The sequence below is a fragment of the Hymenobacter taeanensis genome, assembly GCF_013137895.1.
In the GTDB taxonomy this organism is placed as follows: domain Bacteria; phylum Bacteroidota; class Bacteroidia; order Cytophagales; family Hymenobacteraceae; genus Hymenobacter; species Hymenobacter taeanensis.
Genome location: NZ_CP053538.1, coordinates 2,571,701 through 2,595,021, shown reverse-complemented (window position 1 = coordinate 2,595,021; position 23,321 = coordinate 2,571,701). Strand labels below are relative to the sequence as shown.

The following is a 23,321-nucleotide window of genomic DNA, read 5'->3' as shown; positions in this document are numbered from 1 at the left end:
TTAGACTAATAACTCAGAGGTAGGCCTAACGAGCAGACGATTGCTCAAGGTGTTCTTGTGAGGGTTGCCTTCGATCAGCATGACTCATCTTTGTGATGCAGCAGCTTTATAGCCTTAGGGTTTAGCTTATGGTAGCCTTTCTGGGGCTGTGATAAGCTCATTTTGAGCTGCGCCTGTTAGTGCCATTCTCAGACAAGCTGGCTGACTTGGTTGGCCATAAAACGGACTGGCCTACAACATCTATGTAGATGCTGTAGGCCAGTCTGGGGCTTGGGTAGGTTGTGGAAAAGGGTGTTTACTGCTTAATAATGCCCCTCCACGTTGTCGAGGTATTTCTGGCCGGAGCCGGTATTGAGCAGCAGGATTTGCTCTTCGGGGCGCAGCCAGCCGGTTTCCAGCAATTGACGGGCTGCCATCCAAACGGCAGCGCCTTCGGGCGCTACAAACATGCCTTCCAGGCGCGCCAGCTCCCGCATGCCTTCCAGCATCTGCTCGTCGGTGATGGCTACGGCTAAACCATTTGATTCATCGAGAACCTGCAGCATCAGTGGCTCACCGAGGGGGCGGGGCACCGCCAGGCCGTTGGCAATGGTGGGCTGGCCTACGTAGCTGTGGCAGTTGGTTTGGTGGCCGGCGCGGGTTTCTACCAACGGACAGCAATTGGCCGACTGTACTGCTACCATGCGGGGCAGCTTAGCGTCGGCGGGAAGCCAGCCCAGGGCCTGCATTTCGCGCAGCGCTTTCCAGATGCCGATAAGGCCGGTACCGCCGCCAGCGGGGTAGAGCAATACGTCGGGCAACGTCCAGTTAAGCTGCTCGGCTAGCTCATAGCCCATTGTTTTCTTGCCCTCCAGGCGGTAAGGTTCCTTCAACGTCGATACATCCAGCAAGCTGTTATCGGCGTTGAGTTCCCGCACGCGGGCGGCGCAGTCGTTGATCAGGCCATCTACCAGGTGTACTTCGGCCCCGTACCAGTAGCACTCCTCTTTAAATGCTTTGGGCGTGTGGCTGGGCATGGCCACCACGGCCCGCATGCCGGCCCGGGCGCAGTAGGCGGCCATGGCCACGCCCGCGTTACCGGCCGTCGGGATGATACAGCCCGTAACGCCCAGCTCCTTGGCTTTCGATATAGCCATGCTCAGTCCGCGGGCCTTGAAAGACCCCGTGGGGTTCAGGCCCTCATCCTTCAGGCGCAAATCACGCAGGCCGTAGCGGCTGGCCAGGCGCTGGAGTGGCAGTATAGGCGTCCAGCCTTCACCCAGGCTTACGCGGTTGGCATCATCAAGCAGGGGCAGCAGGGAGCGGTAGCGCCACATGGAGTTTTCGGCGCGCTCAATGCCCGTTGCGCGGGTCAGGGGCTCGTGCAGATCGTAGTGGGCTACCAATGGCTGCCCGCAGCACGCGGATACCCGCTGGAGTTGGAAGGCCGAGTAAGGCGTATCGCAGGCGGCACAGTGCAGATCCTGCAGGCGAGTTTGGGTGTCGAGGAGAGTTTGCATAACGGAGAGTTCAACGCAAAACTCTTCGGCTGCTATTCCTAAAACAAACGGCTATTTGGAATAGGCTATTCCTTTCTGGAATAATAGCGCCGGGCAAACTGCACGAAATCTTTGTAGGGCACATTGTTCTCGGTGCCCTTGCGCTGCACAAAGTCAAAGTGCCGCACCAGGTTCAGGTCCCGCACGCGTACTTCCATTAGCTCCCCCGAGGCCAACTCCTTCATCACCGCCTGGCGGGGCAGGAAGGCCAGGCACGTATCTACGCGCACAAAGTTTTTGAGCGCCTCAGTGCCGCCCAGCCGCACTTTCACGGGCAAATCGGTGGCCTTAATCTGCTTTTCGGCCAGGGCTTCTTCCAGCACCGCCAGGGTGCCGGAGCCAGCTTCGCGCAATGCTACCGGCACGCGCAGCAAGTCCCGCGCCTCCAGCTCCTGCCGGTACAGTGGGTTGCGGCCCGAGCATACGGCTACTACTTCATCGGTGAGCAGCGGCGTGTAGGTTACGTTACTGACTTTGTGAATTCCCTCAATGATGCCGAGGTCAATCTCATGGTCCAGCAGGGCCTTCAGAATATTCTCGGAGTTGCGGTTTTTGAGCGTGAGCTGGGTGTTTGGGTACTGACTTAGGTAAGCAGATAGCACCGGCGGAATCACGTAGAGCGAGATGGTAGTGCTGGCCCCGATAACCATGTGCACCTGGGGTGAGAAGTCGGGGCTGAGCTCCGTAAACTCCTGGTGCAGCTCATGCTGCAGCTGCTTTGCTACCAGCAGCTTGCGGTAGAGCAGCTCACCGGCTGGCGTAAGCACCACGCTGTTGCCGAGGCGCTCAAACAGGCCAGTTTTATAGTGTTCTTCCAGCGCCTTCACCTGCTTGCTCACCGCCGACTGGCTCAGGAACAGCGTTTGCCCCGCCTTGGTAAAGCTGAGCTGGCGAGCCACTTCCAGAAATATTTCGTGTGGGTGGGAAAGCATGGCCTAAGCCTGTTCAGAGGGAAGGAAGATGAACGAAAGTAGAAGAATATGATGTATCGGGAGTCTGGTATGCCACTAAAAGGCTGACTTACCGAGCATGTGGCGCGCCAGGCCATAGGCTCTGAAGCATCTCTACCTTTCGTTGCTTAACTCACCGTCCGGCTTGGTCTGGCGTCTGCTTTTCTAAGCCAGCACTCAGGTACCTGTCTGAAGTTTGCACAGCCGACTGGCCTAGAGTCCCAGGATTGCGGCATAGGCTCCATTTACCACCTCGGCCATGCGCTTAAAGTCAAGCGTTTCAATGGTGTCGGAGGGCAGGTGGTAATGGGGGTTGCGCAGGAAGGAGGTGTCGTTGATCATGATGGCCTCGTAGCCATATTTCCAGTAGTTGCGGTGGTCGGAGAGGCCCGCCAGGCCCATTTCGGCGGGCAGGTTGATGCGCTGCACATCAATGTTGGCCTTGGTTTGCATGAGCGCCTGCACGCGCTCCGTAAACTCCTCCTGGCCGGTGCGGCCCACTACCGTGATGAAGTTGCCGGTGTTGGGGTAAAGCGCTGCCAGCTGCTCGTTGGGGAAGCGCTGGGAGCCCGGCTCATCCTGGAAGTAGCCAATCATCTCGTAGCAGAGCATGGCACGCACGGCCACGCCCGCCTCATGCAGGGACTTGGCGTGCACGGCGCTGCCCATGTATTGGGTAGCGAAGTAGGGCGGTTCCTCGTTGGGGTAGGCCACCAGCTCCACGCGGTACTTCAGGTTGGAGCCGTAGATGTGCAGCAGGCGCGCAGTTTCCAGCAGGCCCGCCACGGCGCTGGCGTTATCGTCGGCGCCGGGCGTATCGCCGCACACATCGTAGTGGGCGCCCACCACCAGGCGGGGCGCATCGCGGGAGCCAAACGCCAGAATGATGTTTCGGTACTCGCGCCCATCGGCCTTAAACGCTTGCTCCTCCACCCCACCGTCTTCTATTTCCAGCTTCTCAAATTCAGTTTTTATGTAGTCGGCGGCCTCGTTTAGCGAGCGTAAGTTGCGGTAGTGGCGGGCAGGTTTGAGAGAAGTCAGGAACTTCACATCAGCATAGAGTCGGTTTTGATCAGCACCCATAATATGGTCAGGTTGGGAAGATAGCGCAGCAAAAGACGGAGGACTGCACCGCAAGCGGGTTTGTTCACGGGCCACACAACTCAGCAGATGGAGTAGTCTGGCGAGGAGGCTTTGCAGAAGACGCCTACTCTCTAAACGAGCGGCGGGCCGATATGGCTAACCAATTCTCTCTCCCTACCTTACGGCCCAGAACCTACTGACCCAGCTATGGCGCTTGCTTATCACCGGATCATTGTCAAAATCGGTTCCAACGTCCTGACCCAGGCCAACGGCCTCCCCGATCAGTCGCGCATAGCCCACCTGGTAGAGCAGATTGCCGGCCTGAAAAAGCAGGGCAAGGAAGTTATTGTGGTGTCGTCGGGGGCGGTGGCGGCGGGCCGCAGCCTGGTGCAGGTCCCGGAAAAGGCCGATGCCGTGACCAGCCGGCAAGTGCTGGCCGCCGTGGGCCAGGTAAAGCTGCTGGCCACCTACGCCGAGCTGCTAGGCCACCACGAGCTGCTCTGCGCCCAGGTGCTGGTGACCAAGGAAGATTTCCGCGACCGGCAGCACTACCTGAACATGCAGAACTGCTTCCGGGCGCTGCTGCAGAACAACATCATCCCCATTGTAAATGAGAACGATGTAATTTCCGTCACAGAGCTGATGTTCACTGACAACGACGAGCTGGCCGGCCTCGTGGCCTCTATGCTCAACGCCGATGCCTTGCTGATTCTGAGCAATGTAGACGGCATCTTCAACGGCAACCCTCAGGACCCGGCCGCCGAGCTTATCCCGGAAATTGAGCTGACTACTACCAGCTTCTCGTCGTTCGTTACCACCCAACGCTCACAGTTTGGGCGCGGCGGTATGATTACCAAGTGCCACATGGCCCACAAGGTGGCGCAGCTGGGCATTGCGGTGCACATTGCCAACGGCAAAACCGAGAATATTCTGCCCCGCCTGCTCAACCAGGAAGTAGTAAATACGCGCTTCCTGCCCAACAAAACGGCCTCCAGCAAGAAGAAGTGGATAGCTCATTCTGACCTGGCCGCGAAAGGTGCCGTGCAGATCAACGCGGGGGCCAAAGCTGCCCTTACGGCCACCGGCAAAGCTACCAGCCTGCTACCCGTGGGTATTCTGGGCATTGTGGGCACTTTCCAGAAAGGCGACATCATCCGGATTCTGGATGAAACCAGCAAACCCATAGGCCTAGGCATGGCCGAATACAGCTCCGATAAAGCACTCGAACGGCTGGGCCACCAAAACCAGAAGCCCTTAGTCCATTATGACTACCTGTTCTTGACGGCTGATATCAGCTAGCACTACGCGCTACAAATCATTGGCTATGCACTTACAAGATACTTTTCGGGCCACTCAACACGCTAGCCGGGCCCTAGGCCAGGTCTCGGCCGAAAGCATGCGAACGGTGTTGCTAGACTTAGCAGCCGCCGCCGTGGCGGAAACACCATTTTTGCTGGCGGAGAACGAGAAGGACCTGGCCCGTATGTCTCCCGACGACCCCAAGTACGACCGACTCCAGCTTACCGCCGCTCGCATAGCAAGCATTGCCGAGGATATTCGGAACGTAGCGGGGCTACCCTCACCGCTAGGCCAGGTCTTGCAGCACCAGACCCTGCCCAATGGCCTCGACCTTTCCAAAGTGCGAGTGCCACTCGGCGTGGTGGGCGTCATTTACGAAGCCCGCCCCAACGTGACCTTCGATGTGGCGGCGCTGTGCCTGAAAACCGGCAACGCCTGCCTGCTCAAAGGGGGCAGTGATGCTGCTCATTCCAACCTGGCCATCAGCACCGTAATCCAACGGGTGCTAGGCCACCACGGCCTCAACGCAAAAAGCGTCACGCTCCTGCCCCCCGACCGCCAAGCTACGGAAGCCTTGCTGCAGGCCATTGGCTACGTCGATGTGCTGATTCCGCGTGGCAGCCAGCAGCTGATTGACTACGTGCGCCAACACGCCAAAGTACCCGTCATCGAAACCGGCGCCGGCATCGTGCACACCTACTTTGATGAAACCGCCGACCTAGCGAAAGGTCAGGCCATCATCGTCAATGCTAAAACCCGCCGCGTCAGCGTCTGCAACGCCCTTGACTGTTTGCTGGTACATGAGGCGCGCATAGCGGATTTACCTGAGTTGTTGGCGCCCCTAGGCCAATCGGGAGTGCTGGTTTATGCTGATACCCAGGCCTATGAAGCCCTCACCAACAATTACCCAGCTGAGCTGCTGCAACCCGCCACCGAGGAGCACTTTGGCACTGAATTCCTCTCCCTGAAGCTGGCCATCAAAACTGTAACCGGCCTAGAGGAAGCCCTAGGCCACATTGCTGTCCACAGCTCCAAGCACAGCGAGGCCATCATCTCAGAAAATGCCGCCCATATTGAGCAGTTCCTGAACCAGGTAGATGCCGCCGCCGTGTACGCCAACGCCTCCACCGCCTTCACCGACGGCGCTCAGTTTGGCCTCGGCGCCGAAATTGGTATCAGCACCCAGAAGCTCCACGCCCGCGGCCCTATGGCCCTGGAAGAACTCACTAGCTACAAGTGGCAGGTCAGAGGTAATGGGCAGGTGCGATGACCCCACCCCCGGACCCTCTCCTCGGGGAGAGGGGTGCCAGACGTCAGCAATGAACAAAGAGGAATTAGGAATGAGTAATAGCTTCACGACTTGCTATTCATTGCTTATTCCAATCAGAACGCACCCCTCTCCCCGAGGAGAGGGGCTGGGGGTGAGGTCACCCCACCAAATCTTGCAACAGCGCATGCCCTTCCGGCCACAGCCCTAAACCAGACTCAGAGTTGATATGGCCTAGCGCACCCACATTCACAAACCGACTGCCCCATGCCTGCGCTAGCTGCTGCGCACGCTCCAGGGTCATATACTCATCCGTAGTACTAGCTACAACAATACTTGGGAATGGCAGGCGCGCCAGCGGTATGGGCGCAAAGTTTACTACCTCCGGTGGCATGTCAGAACGGTCTACATCGGCGGGAGCAACCAGTAGTGCCCCTTTGATGCGGTGCTGCGTGGTGCCAGCCCAGTGCGCAATGGTAATGCAGCCCAAGCTGTGGCCTACTAGCACCACGTCAGGACCAGCCGCGGCTATAGCATCTTCCAACGTCTGTACCCAATCCGCCTGGATAGGACAGTCCCAATCATGCTGCTGGACACGTAGGTAGCCGTAGTGATGCTCCCAGTGAGTTTGCCAGTGTTCGGGGCCAGAATTACCCAGGCCGGGCACTATCAGAATGGCGGGTTGTTGCATGGACACGAAAGTAATAAGCTGCTCTACTAAGTTTATAGTCAAGGCCTAATTCCGGTGCATAAGCTACCAAAGCATTGAATGATTGGAGGCATTGGGTTTATCTGCTTCAAGCCCGCAAAGGCAAAGAAAGCACCGAGTCAAAAGGAGTGCAGCAGCCCATCCGCTTCGAGGATTACAATGCCATGCTCAGTAGCTCCCATGCACTAGTACACGAGGGAGATGCCTACGAAGCTATCCGCCGCATGGCCAAAACCGGTGGATACTTTCAGGCTGTGTGGAGTAAGAAGGCTTAGTTGCTTCAGTTGTACATGCTGCCGGAGTATGACATTTAAGTGTAGGTTACCTGAAAACCTTTGACTCTACTTTTTTCTGCCATTTACTAGGCATATAAATTCTTATATATCCTCTCCTCAATTTTTTAAGGACCATTATTTCCTTATTTAAAAGCACTATTTCACTAGTGTCCCCAATGAGGCTGATTTTATTACCCATGAGTTTATAATTAGCTGGATTGTAGACAACATCACCAGCAACAGTATTCATGTTGATAATTGTGGTTGAATCCAGATTCATATAATACATCAATTTATTATTTGCGGAAAATAACAAGGTAGAAGTAGGAATGCCTCGTCGCTTATCAGAATATGATCTGCCGGCCCATATGTCTAAATTGTATCTATTTAGACCATTATTAGAAGAAACAAGGTCCCAATACCTACCCTTCCCATTACCTGTTAGAATAGCTTCGCGTTTGTCTGATTTAGGTTGGTTGCAGCTTGTCATAGCAAGCGCATATAAGGCATAGAGCAACAAATAGCCACAGCGTAAAATCATCAGGTTCAGGTTGAATTTATCCCCACTCAAACCTATACAAAACCAGCTAACATTAACGTTTTTCTATACCTTCCGGCGTCTATCTAAGCTCCTCCCTATCCATGTTATTCCGTTCCGTTTCTCGCCTGCCGTTGCTGGTGCTGCTGGCATTGCTATGTGCGTGCTCTAATTCGGGCTCCGATGCCAGCCAGGACCCAAATGGTGAGGAAATTGACCCGTATCAGAATCTGGTGTTTCAGTTTGCGGATGCCGTAGCAGACAAGGACCAGCAAGACCGTTGGGATACGGTGCAGGTAGTGAAGTTTGATCCGGCCATGCGCGGCAAGTTCAAGTGGACTTCAGATCGGGAGCTGATTTTCTCGCCTACTACGCCGTTTAAACCCAGCACCGCTTTCACAGCCACTCTGCGCAAGGAGGCCCTGCCGGAAGGCAAGCGCAATGTAGAGCTGCCCGAGAACCGCCAGAAATTTCATACACCCTACTTGCAGTTGCAGGAGCCCCAGGCCTTCTGGGGCCGCTCAGAGCGGGCGGCAGGCACCGCCGAAATGCGCGTGGAGCTACCCTTCAACTACAGCGTGAAGCCCGCCGATGTGAAGCCCCTACTCCGTGTGACGCAGGATGGGCAGCCCGTAGCTTTTGACGTTTCCGGGGAGCCGGGCCAGGTAGTGCGCGTGAGCCTTAACCAGCAGGTGCGGCCCGGTAGCCCGCTCACGGTGGCGCTAGGCCAAGGCCTGCGCGCCCAGGGCAGCGACCAGGCTTCTACTTCCGAGTACGAAAAACAAGTACAAGTACCCGACCCCGAAGCGCTGGAAGTGCGCTCCATTACGGGCAACCTGCAAGCAGCTGACCCGGTCGTGACCATCCTGACCAACCAGCCGGTCACAACCGGCGACTTGCGTAACGCGCTGTCGGTGTCGCCGCAGGTGGCCTACGAGGTGGAGGAGTTGGAAAGCGGCTTCCGCCTCAAGGGCGGCTTCGAGGTGGGCAAAAGCTACCAGGTGAGCTTGCGCCAAGGGCTGCGCGGTGGCCTAGGCGGGCATTTGGGCGAAGATTTCACCCAGACGGTAAGCTTCTCCGATGAGCGGCCGACCATCAGCTTTGCCAGCGCCGAGAAGGCCATGTACCTCGACGCGCTCGGTGGGCGCAACCTGGGCGTGCGCATCAACGAGGTAGGCCAGGTGAAAGTGACTATTGCCAAGGTGTACGCTAACAACATTCAGCAACTGTTGCGCGGAGGCACCCAATACGGCTACGACGGCGAAGAATCTGGTGAGGAAGAGGTAAACGAGGAGGGCGGATACGTGGACCACTCCTACCAATACTACGACGTCGAGAACCTGGGCAACGTACTCACGGAGCGCACCTACACCGTGTCGGGGCTGCCGAAGGCGCAGGGGCTGCGGCTGCTGAATCTGAACCTGAAGGATCTGGAGTTTGCGGGTGGGCTGAAAGGCCTCTACATCATTAAGGTACAAGACACCGAGCGGCAGTGGCTACAGGTGAGCAAGTTGGTGGCTGTGTCGGATATCGGGCTGATTGTAAAGCAGGGCAAGGCCGGCAGCACGCTGGTATTTGCCAACTCCATCCGCAACGCCAAGGCCCTGAGCGGCGTGGAAATGCGCTTTATCAGCACCAACAACCAGGTGATGGGCACCGGCATCACCAACCGCGAGGGGGTAGCGAAATTTGACAGCACCGCCCAAAACGGCCGCTTCAAGCTAGGCATGGTGATGGCCCAGCAGGGCAACGATTTCACCTTCCTCGACCTGAGTCGCAGCCGCGTAGAAACCTCCCGCTTCGAGGTGGGTGGCCTACAGAGCAACGCCGCCCGCTACCAGGCCTTCCTCTACGGCGACCGGGACCTGTACCGCCCCGGCGACACTATCCAGACCAACACCGTCATCCGGACCGAGGACTGGCAAGCGCCGCCCAAGGGCCTACCAGTAAAGATTCGGCTGCTGCTGCCCACTGGCAAGGAGTACGCCAGCCTGCAAAAAACCCTGAACGCAGCTGGCTCCTTCGAGGCGCGCTTCCTGCTGCCCCCGGCCGTAATGACCGGCCTCTACACCCTGGAAGTACTCACCGGCAACGATGTGCTGCTGACCTCGCGCAAGCTCTCGGTGGAGGAGTTCATCCCCGACCGTATGAAAGTGACGGTGAAGGCGTCTAGGCCAATCGTGAAGCCCGGCCAAGCGGTGGAGGCGCAGATTACGGCCCAGAACTTGTTTGGCCCGCCTGCCGCCGACCGCAAATTTGAGGTGGAGTTTTCGCTCAAGGAAAAAGCTTTCCATCCGAAAAGCTACGCTGACTACACCTTTGCCATCAACAGTGGCGACAAGCAGCGCAGTGCTTATGGCGACCAGGTTTCCACACCCATTTCCGACCGCTTCGAGAAGACCACCCGCGAAGGCACCACCGATGTTGCGGGCCGCGGCACCGCCACCTATGAGGTGCCCGACTATAGTGACTTGGGCATTCTGGAAGGCGCAGCCTTTACGACAGTATTCGATGAAACCGGCCGCCCCGTTAACCGGCTGGCTACCTTCGAGGTGCAAACCCAGCCCGTGCTGTTTGGGATTCAACATATGGACGAACTGGTGCAGACCCGCCAGGCCCTACCGGTGCGGCTGGTGGCTCTCACGCCGGGCGGCACGCCTACCTCGGCCCAGGCCACGGTGCGCGTGGTGCGCCTGCTTTGGGAAACGGTGATTGAGCGTCAGGGCGGCCGCTACATCTACAACTCGCAGAAGCGCGAGCAGGTGGTACTGAGCCGTACCGTGACGGTAGCCAGCGGCGGCTCCGATGCCGGCTTGGGCTTTACGCCGACCTATTCCGGCGAGTATGAAATCAGGGTTTCTAGGCCAGGGGCCGTGACCTACGTGGCCCAGCGCGTGTACGCCTACGGTTACGGCGACACCCAGAGCAACTCCTTCGAGGTGAACAACGAGGGCGAGGTGACCATAGAGGCCGACAAGCCTAAGTACCAGCCCGGCGAAACCGCCAACTTGCTGTTGAAAACGCCCTTCCCCGGCCGCGTGCTCGTGACGGTGGAGCGGGACCGGGTGCTCGACCATTTCTACGTGAATACCGATGAGAAATCAGCCCGGGTGAGCATTCCTATCCGCACCGGCCACGTGCCCAACGTGTACGTAACGGCCACCGCCATCCGCGAAATCAAGGACAACCGCCTACCCCTCACGGTGGCCCGTGGCTTCGTGCCGCTCACGGTGGAGAAGCCCGGCGCCAAGCTGCAAGTGGCCATTAAAGCTCCCGCGCAAAGCCGCTCCCAAACCGCCCAAACCATTGAAGTAACCACCGCCCCCGGCGCCCAAGTGACGCTGGCGATGGTGGATGAGGGCATTCTACAGGTGAAGGATTACCGCACGCCCGACCCCTATGGCTACTTCTACCAGAAGCGCGCCCTGGAAGTACAGGCCTACGACGTGTACCCCTTCCTGCTGCCCGAACTGGGCACCAGCAGCACCGGCGGCGACGGCTACGACCTCTCGCGCCGCACCACGCCCGTGCCCAACCGCCGCGTGAAGCTGCTCGCAAAATGGAGCGGCGTGCTCACCGCCGATGCCAGCGGCAAGGTTCGCTACAAGCTGCAAGTGCCCCAGTTCAGCGGGGCCGTGCGCATCATGGCGGTGGCCTACAAGAACGACGCCTTCGGTTCCGCCGAGCACGCCATGCGCGTCGCCGACCCAGTAGTCATCAGCACTGCCCTCCCCCGCTTCCTCAGCCCCGGCGACACGATTGACGTGCCCGTAACGCTGACGAACACGACTAATAAGCCGATGAGTATTGGCGTTGGATTATCTACTAATAACCCTCTTATTAAAATTGTCGGATTAGACAATTCTAACTATTATCAAAAAGTCAACACTAACAAGGGCTTTCTGAAGCAAACAATAAGACTTTCTCCAAATACAGAAAAACGTGTATTGTTCAACTTGGCTTCTACTGAAATCGGTAACAGCAGTATCGAAGTAGTGGTCAAAGCATTTGATGTGACCTATCCGACTTACCCTGATCAAAAAGGATATCCCGAAACCTACACCGAAACCATTGAGCTACCCATCCGTCCTGCTTCGCCGCTGCAGAAGCGAACGGGAGCGGGTGTGGTGGCGGGCGGCACGGCCCAGCAGCTGAACCTGAAAACCGATTTCCTGCCCTCGTCGCTACGGAGCCAGCTGGTGGTGAGCCGCTCACCCATGACGGAATTTGCCAAAGACCTGCGCTACCTGCTGCAATACCCCTACGGCTGCCTGGAGCAAACCGTGTCGGCCGCTTTCCCGCAGCTGTACTACGGTGATTTGGCCGCCACGCTAGGCCAGAAAACGGGCAAGCCTGGCAAAGCAGGCCTGTTCAACCCCAACTACCACGTACAGGAAGCCATCCGGAAGGTGGAAGCCCAGCAGATGTACAACGGCTCCCTCAGCTACTGGCCCGGCGGCGACTACGACAACTGGTGGGCTACCACCTATGCCGCCCACTTCCTACTGGAAGCCCAGCAAGCCGGCTTCGATGTAAACAAAAACGTCCTCGACCGGGTGCTGCGCTACCTGCAAGCCCGCGTGCGCAAGCGCGAAACCGATACCTACAACATCATCCAGACCGGCGGCGTGATTCAGCCCGTGACGCTGGCCAAGAAGGAAGTGGCCTACTCCCTCTACGTGCTGGCCCTGGCCGGCCGCCCCGATGCCGTAGGCCTGAACTACTATAAAGCCAACCGCCCCCAGCTGGCCGAGGACTCGCGCTACCTGCTGGCGGCAGCCTTCGCCCTGAGCGGTAACCAGCGCGGCTACCAGAGCACCGTGCCCACTCGTTTCGGCGCCTCGCCTAGCATTGCTGGCCGTCAGCTCGACGGGGCCTTCTCTTCCCCCATCCGCGACGAGGCCCTGGTGCTCAACGCCCTGCTCGCCGCCGACCCGGCCAACCCGCAGGCAACCACCTTGGCCCGTCAGCTCAGCCGCCAGGTAAAGCAAGCCGGCTGGCTCAACACCCAGGAACGGTCATTTGCGCTGCTGGCCCTGGGCAAGCTGGCCAAGAAAAACGCGGGCAGCACCGTAGTAGCTAGCCTGCTGGCCGATGGCCAGGCTATTGGCAACTTCACTGGCAAAGACCTCACGGTAAGCAACGTGGCTAACCGCCAGCTGCAGCTGCGCACCAGCGGCAAAGGCAGCCTCTACTACTTCTGGGAAACCGAAGGCATTTCGCCTACCGGCCAGGTGCGCGAGGAAGACGCCTACCTGCAAGTCCGCCGCCAGTTCCTGGACCGTAACGGCAACCTGGTGGGCTCTACCTCTTTCAAGCAAAACGATCTGGTAGTAGTCAAAATCACCATTCAATCGGCGGAAACGGCGGGTGAGGTCAAGAACGTAGCCATTACTGACCTGCTGCCGGCTGGCTTGGAAATCGAGAACCCACGCATTGGGGCCGTCCGGGACCTGACCTGGGCCACCGACGCCGCCCAACCCGACTACCTCGACGTGCGCGACGACCGGATCAACCTGTTCACCACCGCTACCGTCAAGCCTAAGTCGTTTTACTACCTCTGCCGGGCCGTGAGCAAAGGCACCTTCAAGCTGGGCCCCATAAGTGCCGATGCCATGTACAACGCCGAGTACCGTAGCTACAATGGCGCCGGCGTGGTGCGGGTGCGGTAACTGCACGAGGTAGAGACGCAATATTTTGCGTCTCGTCGTTGAACAACTGGCCTAGAACACCTAGATAAACAATATCAGCAACGACGAGACGCAAAATATTGCGTCTCTACACGGTTAGCTCAACCGCAGCCTTTCTCGCGTGTATTTGAAGAGTTCCTATCGCAGCCGGCACTTGTTAAGTGGCCGGCTGTGTTATTGTTAAAGCCTACGTTACCGTGCGATATATGAAACCGACTTCCTTTATTACCGCAGCTCTGCTGCGCTTTTCTGTGCTGCTCCTGCTTGGGGTAGCCCTGCTGAAGCCAACTGCCGCCCAAGCTGACTTAGTCAGGCTCACGGCGGCCGACAATGGCAAGCAGGTGCAGCTTAATGTGGGCGACCAGCTCACCCTCCTCTTACCTACCATTTCGCCGCGTTTTGGCTGGCGACTCACACAGACATATCCGGGCCAGCTAACCGTGACTACCACTAATGTGCTGCCCGGCCTCAGTAGTGGTGTGCCAGGTGCCCCGGCTACCATCGAGATTCACTTTCAGGCGGTGGGGACGGGTGGCCTGGAGCTGGCTTTGGTATCAGCGCAACCAGGCACTAGCTATTCCAGCTTAAATGGCTTCTTCCATGTGTTTATCACAATTGATAAGCCCGGTGTGGCGAAGAATGTGAACATCACGGAGTACGGCAACCACAGCCAGGTAAAGGTGAACCAGGGCGACCAACTGGCTATCCGGCTCGACAATACGGTTGGCTCACAGTACACCTGGGAAGTGATGCCCATCACCGACAACGTTGTTCAACTGGTTGCTCCGCCAGCAGAACAGCTCAGGACTAGGAAGAAGTCGAAGAAAAAGGCGAAGCCTGGTAGCGAGGAAGATGTTACGTTTCAGTTTCAGGCCTTACACCCTGGCAAAACCACGCTCCGCTTCCTCTACCGGAGTGCCGCCAACAACGAAGCCCCACCTAAGCGCGACTTTGAGCTGGAGGTAGAAGTGCCCGAGCCGCCTAAATAACGCAGCAGGTACCGGCCCCACGTGCCAAGACGCCTCAACAAAAAAGGCCTGCTCCAGAAGGAGCAGGCCTTTTTTACAGGTTTAGGTAGGGCAGTGCTTATTGCACCATCAGGCGGGTGGTAGAAACCGATTGGCCGGTTTTTACACGGAACAGGTAAGTACCCCGCGCCAGGCTGCTGGCATCAAACTGGAGCTGATGGCCACCGGCAGCTTCTGAGGCCGAAACCAGCGTCTTCACTTTCCGTCCCAGCGTGTTATACACTTCCACGCTCACGGGGCCATCCTGAGCCACATAGTAGTTGAGCGTAGTGGTACCCACAGCTGGGTTAGGGTAAGCAACAGTCTCTTTGCTCTGCGCCATTGCGGGAGCAGCACCAAGGGCAGTAGCATTGCTGCTGGCTTGGGCCGTTGGCTGCGTCTGGGCTTCGTACTGCGGGAAAGTCCGGCTCACAATGACGGCAAAATCAGCGCGCGATACGTTCTGAGCAGGCTTGAAGGTAGCGTGCAGCGTGGGCTGCTGGTCATAGGCGCCTTGAGTTAGGGAGTAGTAGGCGTTGATCAGGTTCAGCTCCAGCGCAATGCTTACATAGCCTCGCAGAGCGGCCGGAATGCTGGCGGCATCATCAACCGGAATAGTCTGCCCGCTTACTTGTACCGTAAGTGGCTGGCTGTTGCGGGCCAGCGCCTGCTCCTGGAAGCCCAGGCTCTGCACCAGCGAGTAAGCCAGAGCGGCCCGGTTCACTAGGCCACTCGGCGAGAACGTGCCGGTAGCAGTGGGTAGCATTACCCCACTGGCCCGGTTAAACCGGTCGCGCAGGGCAGCTCCTTTGGCCACTACTGATTCCGTCAGGAGGATTTCAGCGGGCGTTGATACATCGGAGAAAGTGCGGGCGCCGCTGAAGGGCAGCAGCTGCCGGATGCCCTGCCCCATGAGCAGGTAGTCGGCTAGCTGAATGCGGGTGAGTGGGGCATCGGGCCGGAAACCATTGCTCAGGCCATCAACCAGGCGGTTAGCTACGGCCATCTTGATGGAAGCCTCCGCGGGGTGGCCTACAATGTCGCTCAGGTTGGTAGTGCCAGCGGCCGTGAGCACCGTAATGTTGCCATTAATAGTTTCGGGTAGTGCTACCCCTTGTAAGCCTTCTACTTTCAACGTCCAGGTACCGGCTACCGGGGCAGCTACGGCCACGCTCCGGTCAGTGGAGAGGGTAAAGGTTACGGGAATGCCCGAGCGGTACTGCACGCCATTGGGGTCCAGCAGAATCAGGTTGGTCAGGTTACCGGTTTCGCCCAGCAGGCCCGTGGTAGAAATCTTTACTTCCAGGCTGTTGGTGCCGCTGGCTACTGGGAAAGTGAACTGGTTGCCGGCGGCTAGCGCCGGGTTGTAGTTGATAGTGAAGGGAATGGCGGTTGTCCGGGCATCAACACTGCTCTTGAAGAGGCGGCTGGCATTTATGGCAGAGCCATACGCAGCTGAGCGGAAAGCCTTATCTACGGCGGCATACGCATTTACGTAGCCAGCACCTACCTCCCACGACTGACGGCCGGGCATGTTTGTGGCCGTGCTTTGCAGCAGCTCCTTCACCTGGGCCGGGCTCAGGGTGGGCTTGGCCTCCAGCAACAGTGCCACAATACCGGCTACGTGCGGCGTAGCCATGGAGGTACCGCTGCTGTGGGTGTAAAACGGAATCTCGGCGGGGCTGAGCACTTCAGCATCCGTCTGAATCCCTAACGACGATACCGGGGCAATAGCGCGGGTAGAAACCACATCTACCCCAGGCGCTACAATCACGGGCTCGTTTTTGTACGTCCAGCTTTCACCATCTACCATAAAGGTGCCCTGCTCACCGCGCACCCCGCGCGAGGAGAACTCGGCCAGCAGACCGTTCCGGTCACCTGCTCCTACCGAGATGGTCCAGGGAGCAATGGCGTACGGGTTATGGGTATCGGCACCGGGGCCTTCGTTGCCGGCCGCAAATACCACTACCATACCCCGGTCGTAGCACTTTTTGGTGGCCACGTTCAGCGGATCATTTGGATCAAAGTCGCCGCTGCTGCCAAACGAGTTGCTGATTACCCGAATGTTGTACTGAAACTGGTGGGTGAGGGCATAATCGAAACCGCCAATGGCATCCAGCACCAGTAGTGCCCCACCAGAGCCGTAGCCCAGCAGGGAAGCTCCGGGGGCTACCCCCTCGTATTTGCCGCCTGAGCGGGCTCCGGTACCACCTACTGTGCCGGCGCAGTGCGTGCCGTGACCCGAGTTCGTGTCTGTATTTGGCACCCCCTCCAGGTACGTAACAGGTAGCAAGGAGCTCAACGAGTTCAGGTTAGTAGAGCCCAGCGTGTTCTGCACCAGGTGCGTACCAAACTTCAAATCCTCGTGGGTGCCATCTACACCACTATCATTAATAAGTACACCTACGCCCTTACCTGAAACCGGCAGGCCGCCGTTGCGGGCCGTCATCTGCTGATCGGTGCGCAGGCGCTTTACGCCTGTCAGGTTGGTGTCGTCGTAGTTATAGTACTCCAGCCGCTTGTTGATGTAGAGGGAGCGAACCTCCGGGTTTTGCGCCAGTGCGTCTACTTGAGCAGCAGTAGCAACCACACCAGCCACCGGCAACGCCCGCAGCGTAATGCCGCGCGTTATGCCCAACCGCTGTAACAGGCCCAGCTGGGTGAGGCCAGGCGCCCCATTACCCTGAAAGGTGACAATTACCTGCGCCGTAGGATTAGTGGCCAGCGCCGCCCGCAACTCAGGGTCGACGGTTGCTTGCCCAAACGATACGCTGATGCTGACACCAGCCAGCGCGAGTGTGAGGAGAAATTTACTTTTCATGTAGCGGTTTGGAAATAGGTTAGGTGGTTGGGAATGTGGAACTAATGCGGAAAGTTTGATTTCTGCAGACTAAGCAGAGTGGGTGGCAAAATGGGTGATATCCTGTACTGGCGGATATTTTTTTGATGCAAACCACTTACGAAGACAGTTCAGCAGCTGGATTTCACTAAAAACAGATTTTTTATAAAAACTGCTCTATTTCTGTGAAATTGATGTATTCACCCGCTTAAACTTATAAACCCAGCACTAAAAGGGTCTATATACTGAACTTCTATGCGGCAAGTACTAGCCACTGACTTTCGTTGTGGATATGCAACATTACTTACACTACTATCCTTGTAAAAGGAAACTTCATCTACAAATAGGGCAGATGATAGCGATTACTGTTATTTTAATAACACAAACTCATAATGAAAATATACAATCTTTTATTCTTAGCCATATAAGTCTTGTCACACAAAATCTGTCTGCTATTCAACACAATACATTTAAACAGACACCTTCAGTGCCCTCATAAAATAGCGTACAAAAAGGCTCATTTTGTGACATCAGCAACCTTGTGTGAGACGAGTTAAAAGCCATATACTTTTACAGGTGTAAAGCGGAGCACCTTACGGTTCGCCGTTGAAATACCCGACATCTACCATCTCACATCGTCAGAAGGAAGTACATAGGAGGTACTAAATCCTACGCCCTCAATGGGCTGATATAGTTAGTTATGAATTGGTGGAGAAGATTGCGGCTATTAGGCACCTTGCTGGCAGGGCTCTTGGTATTGCTAGGCCTTGATTGGTGGTTTCCACTGCCGCCCGCGCCCTTATACTCGCCCGTTGTGCTGGCGCAGGATGGCACAGTGCTGCATGCTTATCTCAACCCCACGCAGAAGTGGCGGATGAAGACAGAGCTGCGCGAGATTACACCGGTGCTGCGCAAGGCTATCATTGAGAAAGAAGACCGGTGGTTTCTCTGGCATTTCGGGGTGAACCCGGTAGCGCTGGTGCAGGCGGCGGGGCGTAACCTATTTGGCCGAGGCCGCACCACGGGAGCCAGCACCATTACCATGCAGGTAGCACGGCTCCTGGAGCCCAAGGAGCGTACCTTCAGCAACAAGCTGCTGGAAATGGCCCGGGCAGCGCAGCTGGAGGTGCACTACAGTAAGGACGAGATTTTACAGCTCTACCTGAACCTGGTACCCTATGGCGGCAACGTGGAGGGCGTAAAAGCGGCGGCGCTGCTTTACTTCCAGCAGCCGCCCGATTACCTCTCCCTGGCCCAGACCGTAACGCTGGCCATCATCCCGAACAGGCCTAGAGGCCTGGTGTTGGGCCGCAACAACGCGGCGGTGCTGCAAGAGCGTAACCGCTGGCTTCGCCGTTTTGGAGCGGCCGGGCTCTTTCCGGCGCCGGCAGTGGCAGATGCCCTACTGGAGCCGCTGGAGGTGCAGCGCCACGCCGCCCCTACCCTGGCACCTCACCTCTCGCGGCGCCTAGTGCGGCAATTTCCGCGGCAGGCCATCATCCGCAGCAGCCTGCACCGTGCCAAACAACACAAGGCCGAAGACCTGACCCACAATTATGTGCGCCGCCTGCAGGAGCTGGGCATCACGCAGGCAGCCGTGCTGGTAGTTAATAACCGCACCCGGCAGGTAGAGGCCTACGTAGGTTCCGCTGACTTTCGGGATTACGGGGGCCAGGGCCAGAACGATGGCGTGGTGGCTGTCCGCTCGCCGGGCAGCACCCTGAAGCCGTTTTTATACGCCCTGGCCCTAGACCGGGGCCTCGTCACGCCCAAGCAAATGCTGCCCGATGTGCCCACCAACTTCCAGGGATACCGCCCCGAGAACTACGATAAGCACTGCAATGGCGAGGTAACGCTGGAGCGCGCCCTGGCCTACTCGCTCAACATTCCGGCCGTGCGCGTGCTCAACCAGCTCGGCGTGCCCACCTTCACCGACAAACTCCGCCAGGCCGGCTTTGCAAATGTTACCCGCAACCGGAGCCAGCTGGGCCTCAGCAGCATTCTGGGCGGCTGCGGCGCGAGTCTGGAAGAACTCACCAACCTGTACGTGACGCTGGCCGATAGCGGGCAGTATGCTCCGTTGCAGTACCGAGCACCTCACCCCCAGGCCAGTAACCAGCTTGTGTCCCCCGCCGCCGCTTTCCTGACTACCGATATCCTGGCTCAGCTCACCCGCCCCGACCTTCCGCTGGGGGCGGCCAGCAGTATGCGCCTGCCTAAAATTGCCTGGAAAACCGGTACCAGCTATGGCCGCCGCGACGCCTGGAGCATTGGCTACAACAAGCAGTACACCATTGGGGTATGGGTGGGCAACTTCAGTGGCCAGGGTAGCCCGGCGCTTAGCGGGGCCGAGGTGGCCACGCCCCTGCTCTTCGACTTGTTTAATGCCCTGGCCTACAACTCTCCCAACAACTGGTTTGTGCCGCCGGCCGCCTTAGATTTCCGCCTGGTATGCGCCGCGAGTGGCCTGGTACCGGGTGAGAACTGCCCAAATCAGGTGATTGACTACTTCCTGCCTACTATATCGAGCGGGCAGCGCTGCCAGCACGTGCGGGAAGTGTTGGTTTCGGCGGATGGCAGCTTTACGTACTGCCGGGCCTGTGCCCCGGCCGCGGGGTACCGGCGAGAGTGGTACCCAAACCTACTGCCGGAGGTAGCCGCCTACAAGGAAGCGCAAGGCATTCCGTACCGCCGGCTGCCCCCGCACAACCCGCAATGCCAACTGGTGCGCGGCGGCCCTGAGCGTGCGCCCAACATTACCTCGCCCACGGCCAATACCGAGTATGTCCTGAACCGCCATGAACAGCAACAGCTGCTGCTCACCTGCACCACCGACAATGAAGTGCGCCAGGTGTTCTGGTACGTAAACGACAAGTTTCTGCGCGCCGCCGCCGCCGCCGAGCGCGTATTTATACAGCCGCCACCCGGCCCCCTGAAAATTTCCTGCGCCGATGACCACGGCCGCAACACGAACGTGCTGGTAACGGTAACAGAGCTAGACTAGGCTAGTAGCTGCGTGTGTAGGTTCCGCCCCACCAGGCCCGCAAGGCCACGGGCACCTGCTGCGCTTATACTATATGAGGCAGTGGCTTGGCTTGGTCCCTCACTTACTGTGCTCACAAAACCAGGGTGGCACTTACCGCCGCTTGCCTACAAGCCGCTTGCTTACAATAAATATACAGGTGTTAGCTAGAATCATTTTTAGAGAGGTATAACCTTTTAGCAAGATGCCGGTTTACCAGCCTTGTAATCCTGCCAACAGGCAGTAGCCGGCGCAAAACATATCAGCTGACTACCCTTCCGACACTCAAGTGGTGCATACATTTTTGAAATAAAAAAGTGGTTGTGGGCAGCGTGCGGGCCACTGAGAGTGTCCTTCCGCGGGCTGTTTAGAACGAAGGCGGGCCCGTCAGTTGGTCGGCCAGGTTTGAGCTACGTAGTGCAGTAGCTGCTTTTACTAGAATATGAAACATATGAAACGGGCGCTTCGGCTACTGCTTGGTCTACTTCTGTTAGCCCCGGCTTGGTCGTGGGCACAACCTACGGCCCCTCCTCCCCCTAACGGCCAGCTCACGCTGGAGCAATGCTTACAATTTGCCCTGCAAAACCAGCCCGTACTGCGCCAGGCACGCATTGATGAAGAAACGAACGAGGCCAACATCCGCATTGGTCTGGCCGGCTGGCTTCCACAAATCAACCTAAACGCTACCGGGCAGCATTATTTTCAGCTTCCCTATACCGTATTCCCAAACGCCGATGGCGTGAACGTACCCCGGCAGATAGGGCTGAAAAACACCTCTACGGTTGGCCTGGCCGGCACGCAGGCGCTCTATAATAATGATGTACTGCTGGCTTTGCGTAGTGCCCGCCCCTCGCGCCGGTTCTATGAGCAGAACACCATTGGGGTGCGCATTGATGTGGTGACGGATGTAAGCAAGACATTTTACGATGTGCTGCTCTCCCAGCGCCAGCTTGATGTGCTGAACGAGGACATTGTGCGCCTGCAGCGGAGCCTCAAAGACGCTAAAGCCCGCTATGACGCCGGCATTGTGGATAAAACCGACTACAAGCAGGCCGAGATTCTGCTCAACAACTCCGTGGTGGCGCGCAAGCAGGCTATTGAAGCCATCAAGGGGAAGTCGGCGTACCTGAAGGAGCTGATGGGCCTGCCGGGTACGCAGCCCCTCACGCTGCAGTACGACACGCTGCAGCTGATGCGGGAAGCCGTGCTGGATACTACCGTGGCCCTGGACCCCACCAACCGCATTGAGCTGCAGCAGCTCCAAACCCAAAAGGTGCTGCAGGAAGCCCAGATCAGCTACTACCGCTACGGGTTCCTGCCGTCGTTGTCGGCGTTTGGCAACTACAACGCCGTATTCCAGAACAACAACTTCCGCGACCTGTACAACCAGCGCTTCCCTAACTCTTACGCGGGCCTGCAGTTGAGCTTGCCCATTTTTCAGGGCACCCGGCGCCTCCAGAACCTGCGACGCGTACGGCTGGCAGATCAGCGCATAGACCAGGATATTGTGGCCGCGCGCAACCGCATCAACACCGAGTTTGAGCAGGCCCTGGCAACCTACAAAGGCTATTATACCGACTACCTCATTGGGCAGCGCAACCTGGCCCTGTCGAAGGAAGTGTACTCAGTGGTGGACCTGCAATACCGGGAGGGTATCAAAACGTATCTCGACGTGATTGTGGCGCAAACCACGCTGCGCACAGCCCAGCTTAATTATTACAGCGCCCTCTTTCAGGTGCTTAGCAGCAAGGTTGATTTGCTGCGGGCCCAGGGTAACCTCTCTACCTCCTTCTGACCTATCAGCGCTTAGATGTTAGACGTGAGAGCCCGGCTTTCACTCTAGCAGCCCCTGGCCTTGCTGCTACTCCTTTCTGCACAGCAAAGCTCCTTCTAAGCCCTTAGCTCTACTATCTAAGCCCTCATGAAAAAGACCCTACTTGCCCTTTCGTGCGTCGCTGGCCTGTTTGCCGGGACTAGCTGCGGCAAAAAAGAAGATGAAAAAGCGGCCGGTCCGCCGCCGGCCACGCCCGTAACGCTGGTAGAGGCCAAGGCCACCGACGCCGTGTATTACGATGAGTACCCAGCCACCGTAATGGCCATCAACAATGTGGAGCTGCGCAGTCAGGTGGCGGGCTTCATTACCGGCATCTACTTCAAGGAAGGTGATGTAGTGCAAAAGGGCAAAAAGCTCTACGAGATTGACCGCCGGAAATACCAGGCCGCGTACCAGCAGGCCCTGGCAGGCCTACGCAGCACGCAGGCGTTGGTGCAAAACGCTCAGGTAAACCTGAATCGCTACGAGCGGTTGCTGGAGCAGGACGCCGTGGCCCGCCAGATTGTAGACAACGCCCGCACGAACTACGCCACGGCTCAGGCCCAGGTAGGCGTGGCTCAGGCCAACGTGGCAGCCGCCCGCACCGATCTTGATTACTCCCTTATCAACGCGCCTTTCACGGGCCGTATTGGTATCTCGCAGGTGCGCCTGGGCTCTCAGGTTAGCCCAGGTACTACCCTGCTTAACACCATCAGCGGAGAAGACCCCATGGGGGTTGATTTCGTTGTTACCGCCGCCGATCTGAACCGCTTTATCAGCTTGCAGCGCCAGTCTCCGAGCCCCTCTGACTCTACCTTCCGGTTGGTGCTCCCCGACGGCACACCGTACGGCCTGGTAGGGAAGATTCTCGCCATTGACCGGGGCGTAGACCAGCAAACCGGTACCGTGCAGATCAGGGTGCAGTTTGCTAACCCCCAACGCCAGCTCAAAGATGGCATGAGCACCGTACTGCGCGTGCTCAACCGCCAGTCGGGCCGCCGGGTGGTGGTGCCGTATAAGGCCGTGGTGGAGCAAATGGGCGAGAACTTCATCTTTGTGGCCGGCGACAGCAGCAAGGCCTACCAGCACAAAGTGCAGCTGGGTCCGCGCCTGCGCGACCAGATTGTGGTGATGGAAGGTATTAAGGCCGGCGACCAGGTAGTAACCGAGGGGTTGCAGCGCCTCCGCGATGGGGGCAAGATTCAGGTGGGCACTCCTGCTCAGGCCGCGGCTCAAAGTGGTGCCGCCAAATAACCATTCGCTGATACTTAAAACCAGCCAGCAGATGGGA

14 protein-coding genes are annotated in these 23,321 nt (G+C 57.8%); 8 read left to right on the top strand and 6 right to left on the bottom strand.

What is annotated here, in order from left to right; genetic code table 11:
• Positions 1–302: 302 nt before the first annotated feature.
• From HMJ29_RS11045 to HMJ29_RS11035, 3 genes are all read right to left on the bottom strand, one after another.
• Positions 303–1,499 (bottom strand): threonine synthase, encoded by a 1,197-nt coding sequence (locus tag HMJ29_RS11045; protein WP_171591537.1) that lies wholly within the window; start codon positions 1,497–1,499, stop codon positions 303–305.
• 65 nt (positions 1,500–1,564) lie between these two features.
• On the bottom strand, positions 1,565–2,470 hold the full coding sequence (locus tag HMJ29_RS11040) for a LysR family transcriptional regulator (RefSeq protein WP_171591536.1): 906 nt from the start codon (positions 2,468–2,470) through the stop codon (positions 1,565–1,567).
• Between the two features lie 231 nt (positions 2,471–2,701).
• A complete protein-coding gene (locus HMJ29_RS11035; RefSeq protein WP_171591535.1) occupies positions 2,702–3,571 on the bottom strand; it encodes a M28 family peptidase in 870 nt (289 codons plus the stop codon).
• A gap of 207 nt (positions 3,572–3,778) precedes the next feature.
• Between HMJ29_RS11035 and proB the strand changes: the two genes are divergently transcribed.
• Together proB and HMJ29_RS11025 are read left to right on the top strand one after the other, a co-directional pair.
• Positions 3,779–4,870, top strand: coding sequence for a glutamate 5-kinase (proB, locus tag HMJ29_RS11030; protein WP_171591534.1), 1,092 nt, complete (start codon positions 3,779–3,781; stop codon positions 4,868–4,870).
• A 25-nt stretch (positions 4,871–4,895) separates the two neighbouring features.
• Entirely contained in the window at positions 4,896–6,140 is a 1,245-nt protein-coding gene (locus tag HMJ29_RS11025) for a glutamate-5-semialdehyde dehydrogenase (protein ID WP_216634044.1), read from the top strand.
• Between the two features lie 157 nt (positions 6,141–6,297).
• On the opposite strand, the gene HMJ29_RS11020 is transcribed toward HMJ29_RS11025, so the two are convergent.
• On the bottom strand, positions 6,298–6,828 hold the full coding sequence (locus tag HMJ29_RS11020) for an RBBP9/YdeN family alpha/beta hydrolase (RefSeq protein ID WP_171591532.1): 531 nt from the start codon (positions 6,826–6,828) through the stop codon (positions 6,298–6,300).
• 74 nt (positions 6,829–6,902) lie between these two features.
• On the opposite strand from HMJ29_RS11020, the gene HMJ29_RS11015 reads away from it, so the two are divergent.
• Positions 6,903–7,121: a hypothetical protein gene (locus tag HMJ29_RS11015; protein ID WP_171591531.1), complete on the top strand. Its 219-nt coding sequence runs from the start codon at positions 6,903–6,905 to the stop codon at positions 7,119–7,121.
• Between the two features lie 46 nt (positions 7,122–7,167).
• On the opposite strand, the gene HMJ29_RS11010 is transcribed toward HMJ29_RS11015, so the two are convergent.
• Positions 7,168–7,662, bottom strand: a complete 495-nt coding sequence (locus HMJ29_RS11010; protein ID WP_171591530.1) for a hypothetical protein — start codon at positions 7,660–7,662, stop codon at positions 7,168–7,170.
• A gap of 101 nt (positions 7,663–7,763) precedes the next feature.
• Between HMJ29_RS11010 and HMJ29_RS11005 the strand changes: the two genes are divergently transcribed.
• Together HMJ29_RS11005 and HMJ29_RS11000 are read left to right on the top strand one after the other, a co-directional pair.
• The gene (locus tag HMJ29_RS11005; protein ID WP_171591529.1) at positions 7,764–13,331 is read left to right on the top strand and encodes an alpha-2-macroglobulin; all 5,568 of its coding nucleotides are present in this window, start codon (positions 7,764–7,766) and stop codon (positions 13,329–13,331) included.
• A 224-nt stretch (positions 13,332–13,555) separates the two neighbouring features.
• Positions 13,556–14,338, top strand: coding sequence for a protease inhibitor I42 family protein (locus HMJ29_RS11000; protein WP_171591528.1), 783 nt, complete (start codon positions 13,556–13,558; stop codon positions 14,336–14,338).
• A 97-nt stretch (positions 14,339–14,435) separates the two neighbouring features.
• Here the strand turns inward: HMJ29_RS11000 and HMJ29_RS10995 are convergent, their stop codons facing one another.
• Positions 14,436–17,177, bottom strand: coding sequence for a S8 family serine peptidase (locus tag HMJ29_RS10995; RefSeq protein ID WP_171591527.1), 2,742 nt, complete (start codon positions 17,175–17,177; stop codon positions 14,436–14,438).
• Positions 17,178–17,913: 736 nt separating this feature from the next.
• On the opposite strand from HMJ29_RS10995, the gene pbpC reads away from it, so the two are divergent.
• The 3 genes from pbpC (at position 17,914) to HMJ29_RS10980 (ending at position 23,284) form a co-directional block, all read left to right on the top strand.
• Positions 17,914–20,199, top strand: coding sequence for a penicillin-binding protein 1C (gene pbpC, locus HMJ29_RS10990; RefSeq protein ID WP_366670354.1), 2,286 nt, complete (start codon positions 17,914–17,916; stop codon positions 20,197–20,199).
• Positions 20,200–20,668: 469 nt separating this feature from the next.
• A complete protein-coding gene (locus HMJ29_RS10985; protein ID WP_171591525.1) occupies positions 20,669–22,012 on the top strand; it encodes a TolC family protein in 1,344 nt (447 codons plus the stop codon).
• A gap of 126 nt (positions 22,013–22,138) precedes the next feature.
• Entirely contained in the window at positions 22,139–23,284 is a 1,146-nt protein-coding gene (locus tag HMJ29_RS10980) for an efflux RND transporter periplasmic adaptor subunit (RefSeq protein ID WP_171591524.1), read from the top strand.
• Positions 23,285–23,321: the final 37 nt, after the last annotated feature.

Bases quoted from the DNA above. Each gene is read 5' to 3' on its own strand.
- HMJ29_RS11045 (WP_171591537.1), bottom strand. From the start codon at position 1,499: ATGCAAACTCTCCTCGACACCCAAACTCGCCTGCAGGATCTGCACTGT.
- HMJ29_RS11040 (WP_171591536.1), bottom strand. From the start codon at position 2,470: ATGCTTTCCCACCCACACGAAATATTTCTGGAAGTGGCTCGCCAGCTC.
- HMJ29_RS11035 (WP_171591535.1), bottom strand. From the start codon at position 3,571: ATGGGTGCTGATCAAAACCGACTCTATGCTGATGTGAAGTTCCTGACT.
- proB (WP_171591534.1), top strand. From the start codon at position 3,779: ATGGCGCTTGCTTATCACCGGATCATTGTCAAAATCGGTTCCAACGTC.
- HMJ29_RS11025 (WP_216634044.1), top strand. From the start codon at position 4,896: ATGCACTTACAAGATACTTTTCGGGCCACTCAACACGCTAGCCGGGCC.
- HMJ29_RS11020 (WP_171591532.1), bottom strand. From the start codon at position 6,828: ATGCAACAACCCGCCATTCTGATAGTGCCCGGCCTGGGTAATTCTGGC.
- HMJ29_RS11010 (WP_171591530.1), bottom strand. From the start codon at position 7,662: ATGATTTTACGCTGTGGCTATTTGTTGCTCTATGCCTTATATGCGCTT.
- HMJ29_RS11005 (WP_171591529.1), top strand. From the start codon at position 7,764: ATGTTATTCCGTTCCGTTTCTCGCCTGCCGTTGCTGGTGCTGCTGGCA.
- HMJ29_RS11000 (WP_171591528.1), top strand. From the start codon at position 13,556: ATGAAACCGACTTCCTTTATTACCGCAGCTCTGCTGCGCTTTTCTGTG.
- HMJ29_RS10995 (WP_171591527.1), bottom strand. From the start codon at position 17,177: ATGAAAAGTAAATTTCTCCTCACACTCGCGCTGGCTGGTGTCAGCATC.
- HMJ29_RS10985 (WP_171591525.1), top strand. From the start codon at position 20,669: ATGAAACGGGCGCTTCGGCTACTGCTTGGTCTACTTCTGTTAGCCCCG.
- HMJ29_RS10980 (WP_171591524.1), top strand. From the start codon at position 22,139: ATGAAAAAGACCCTACTTGCCCTTTCGTGCGTCGCTGGCCTGTTTGCC.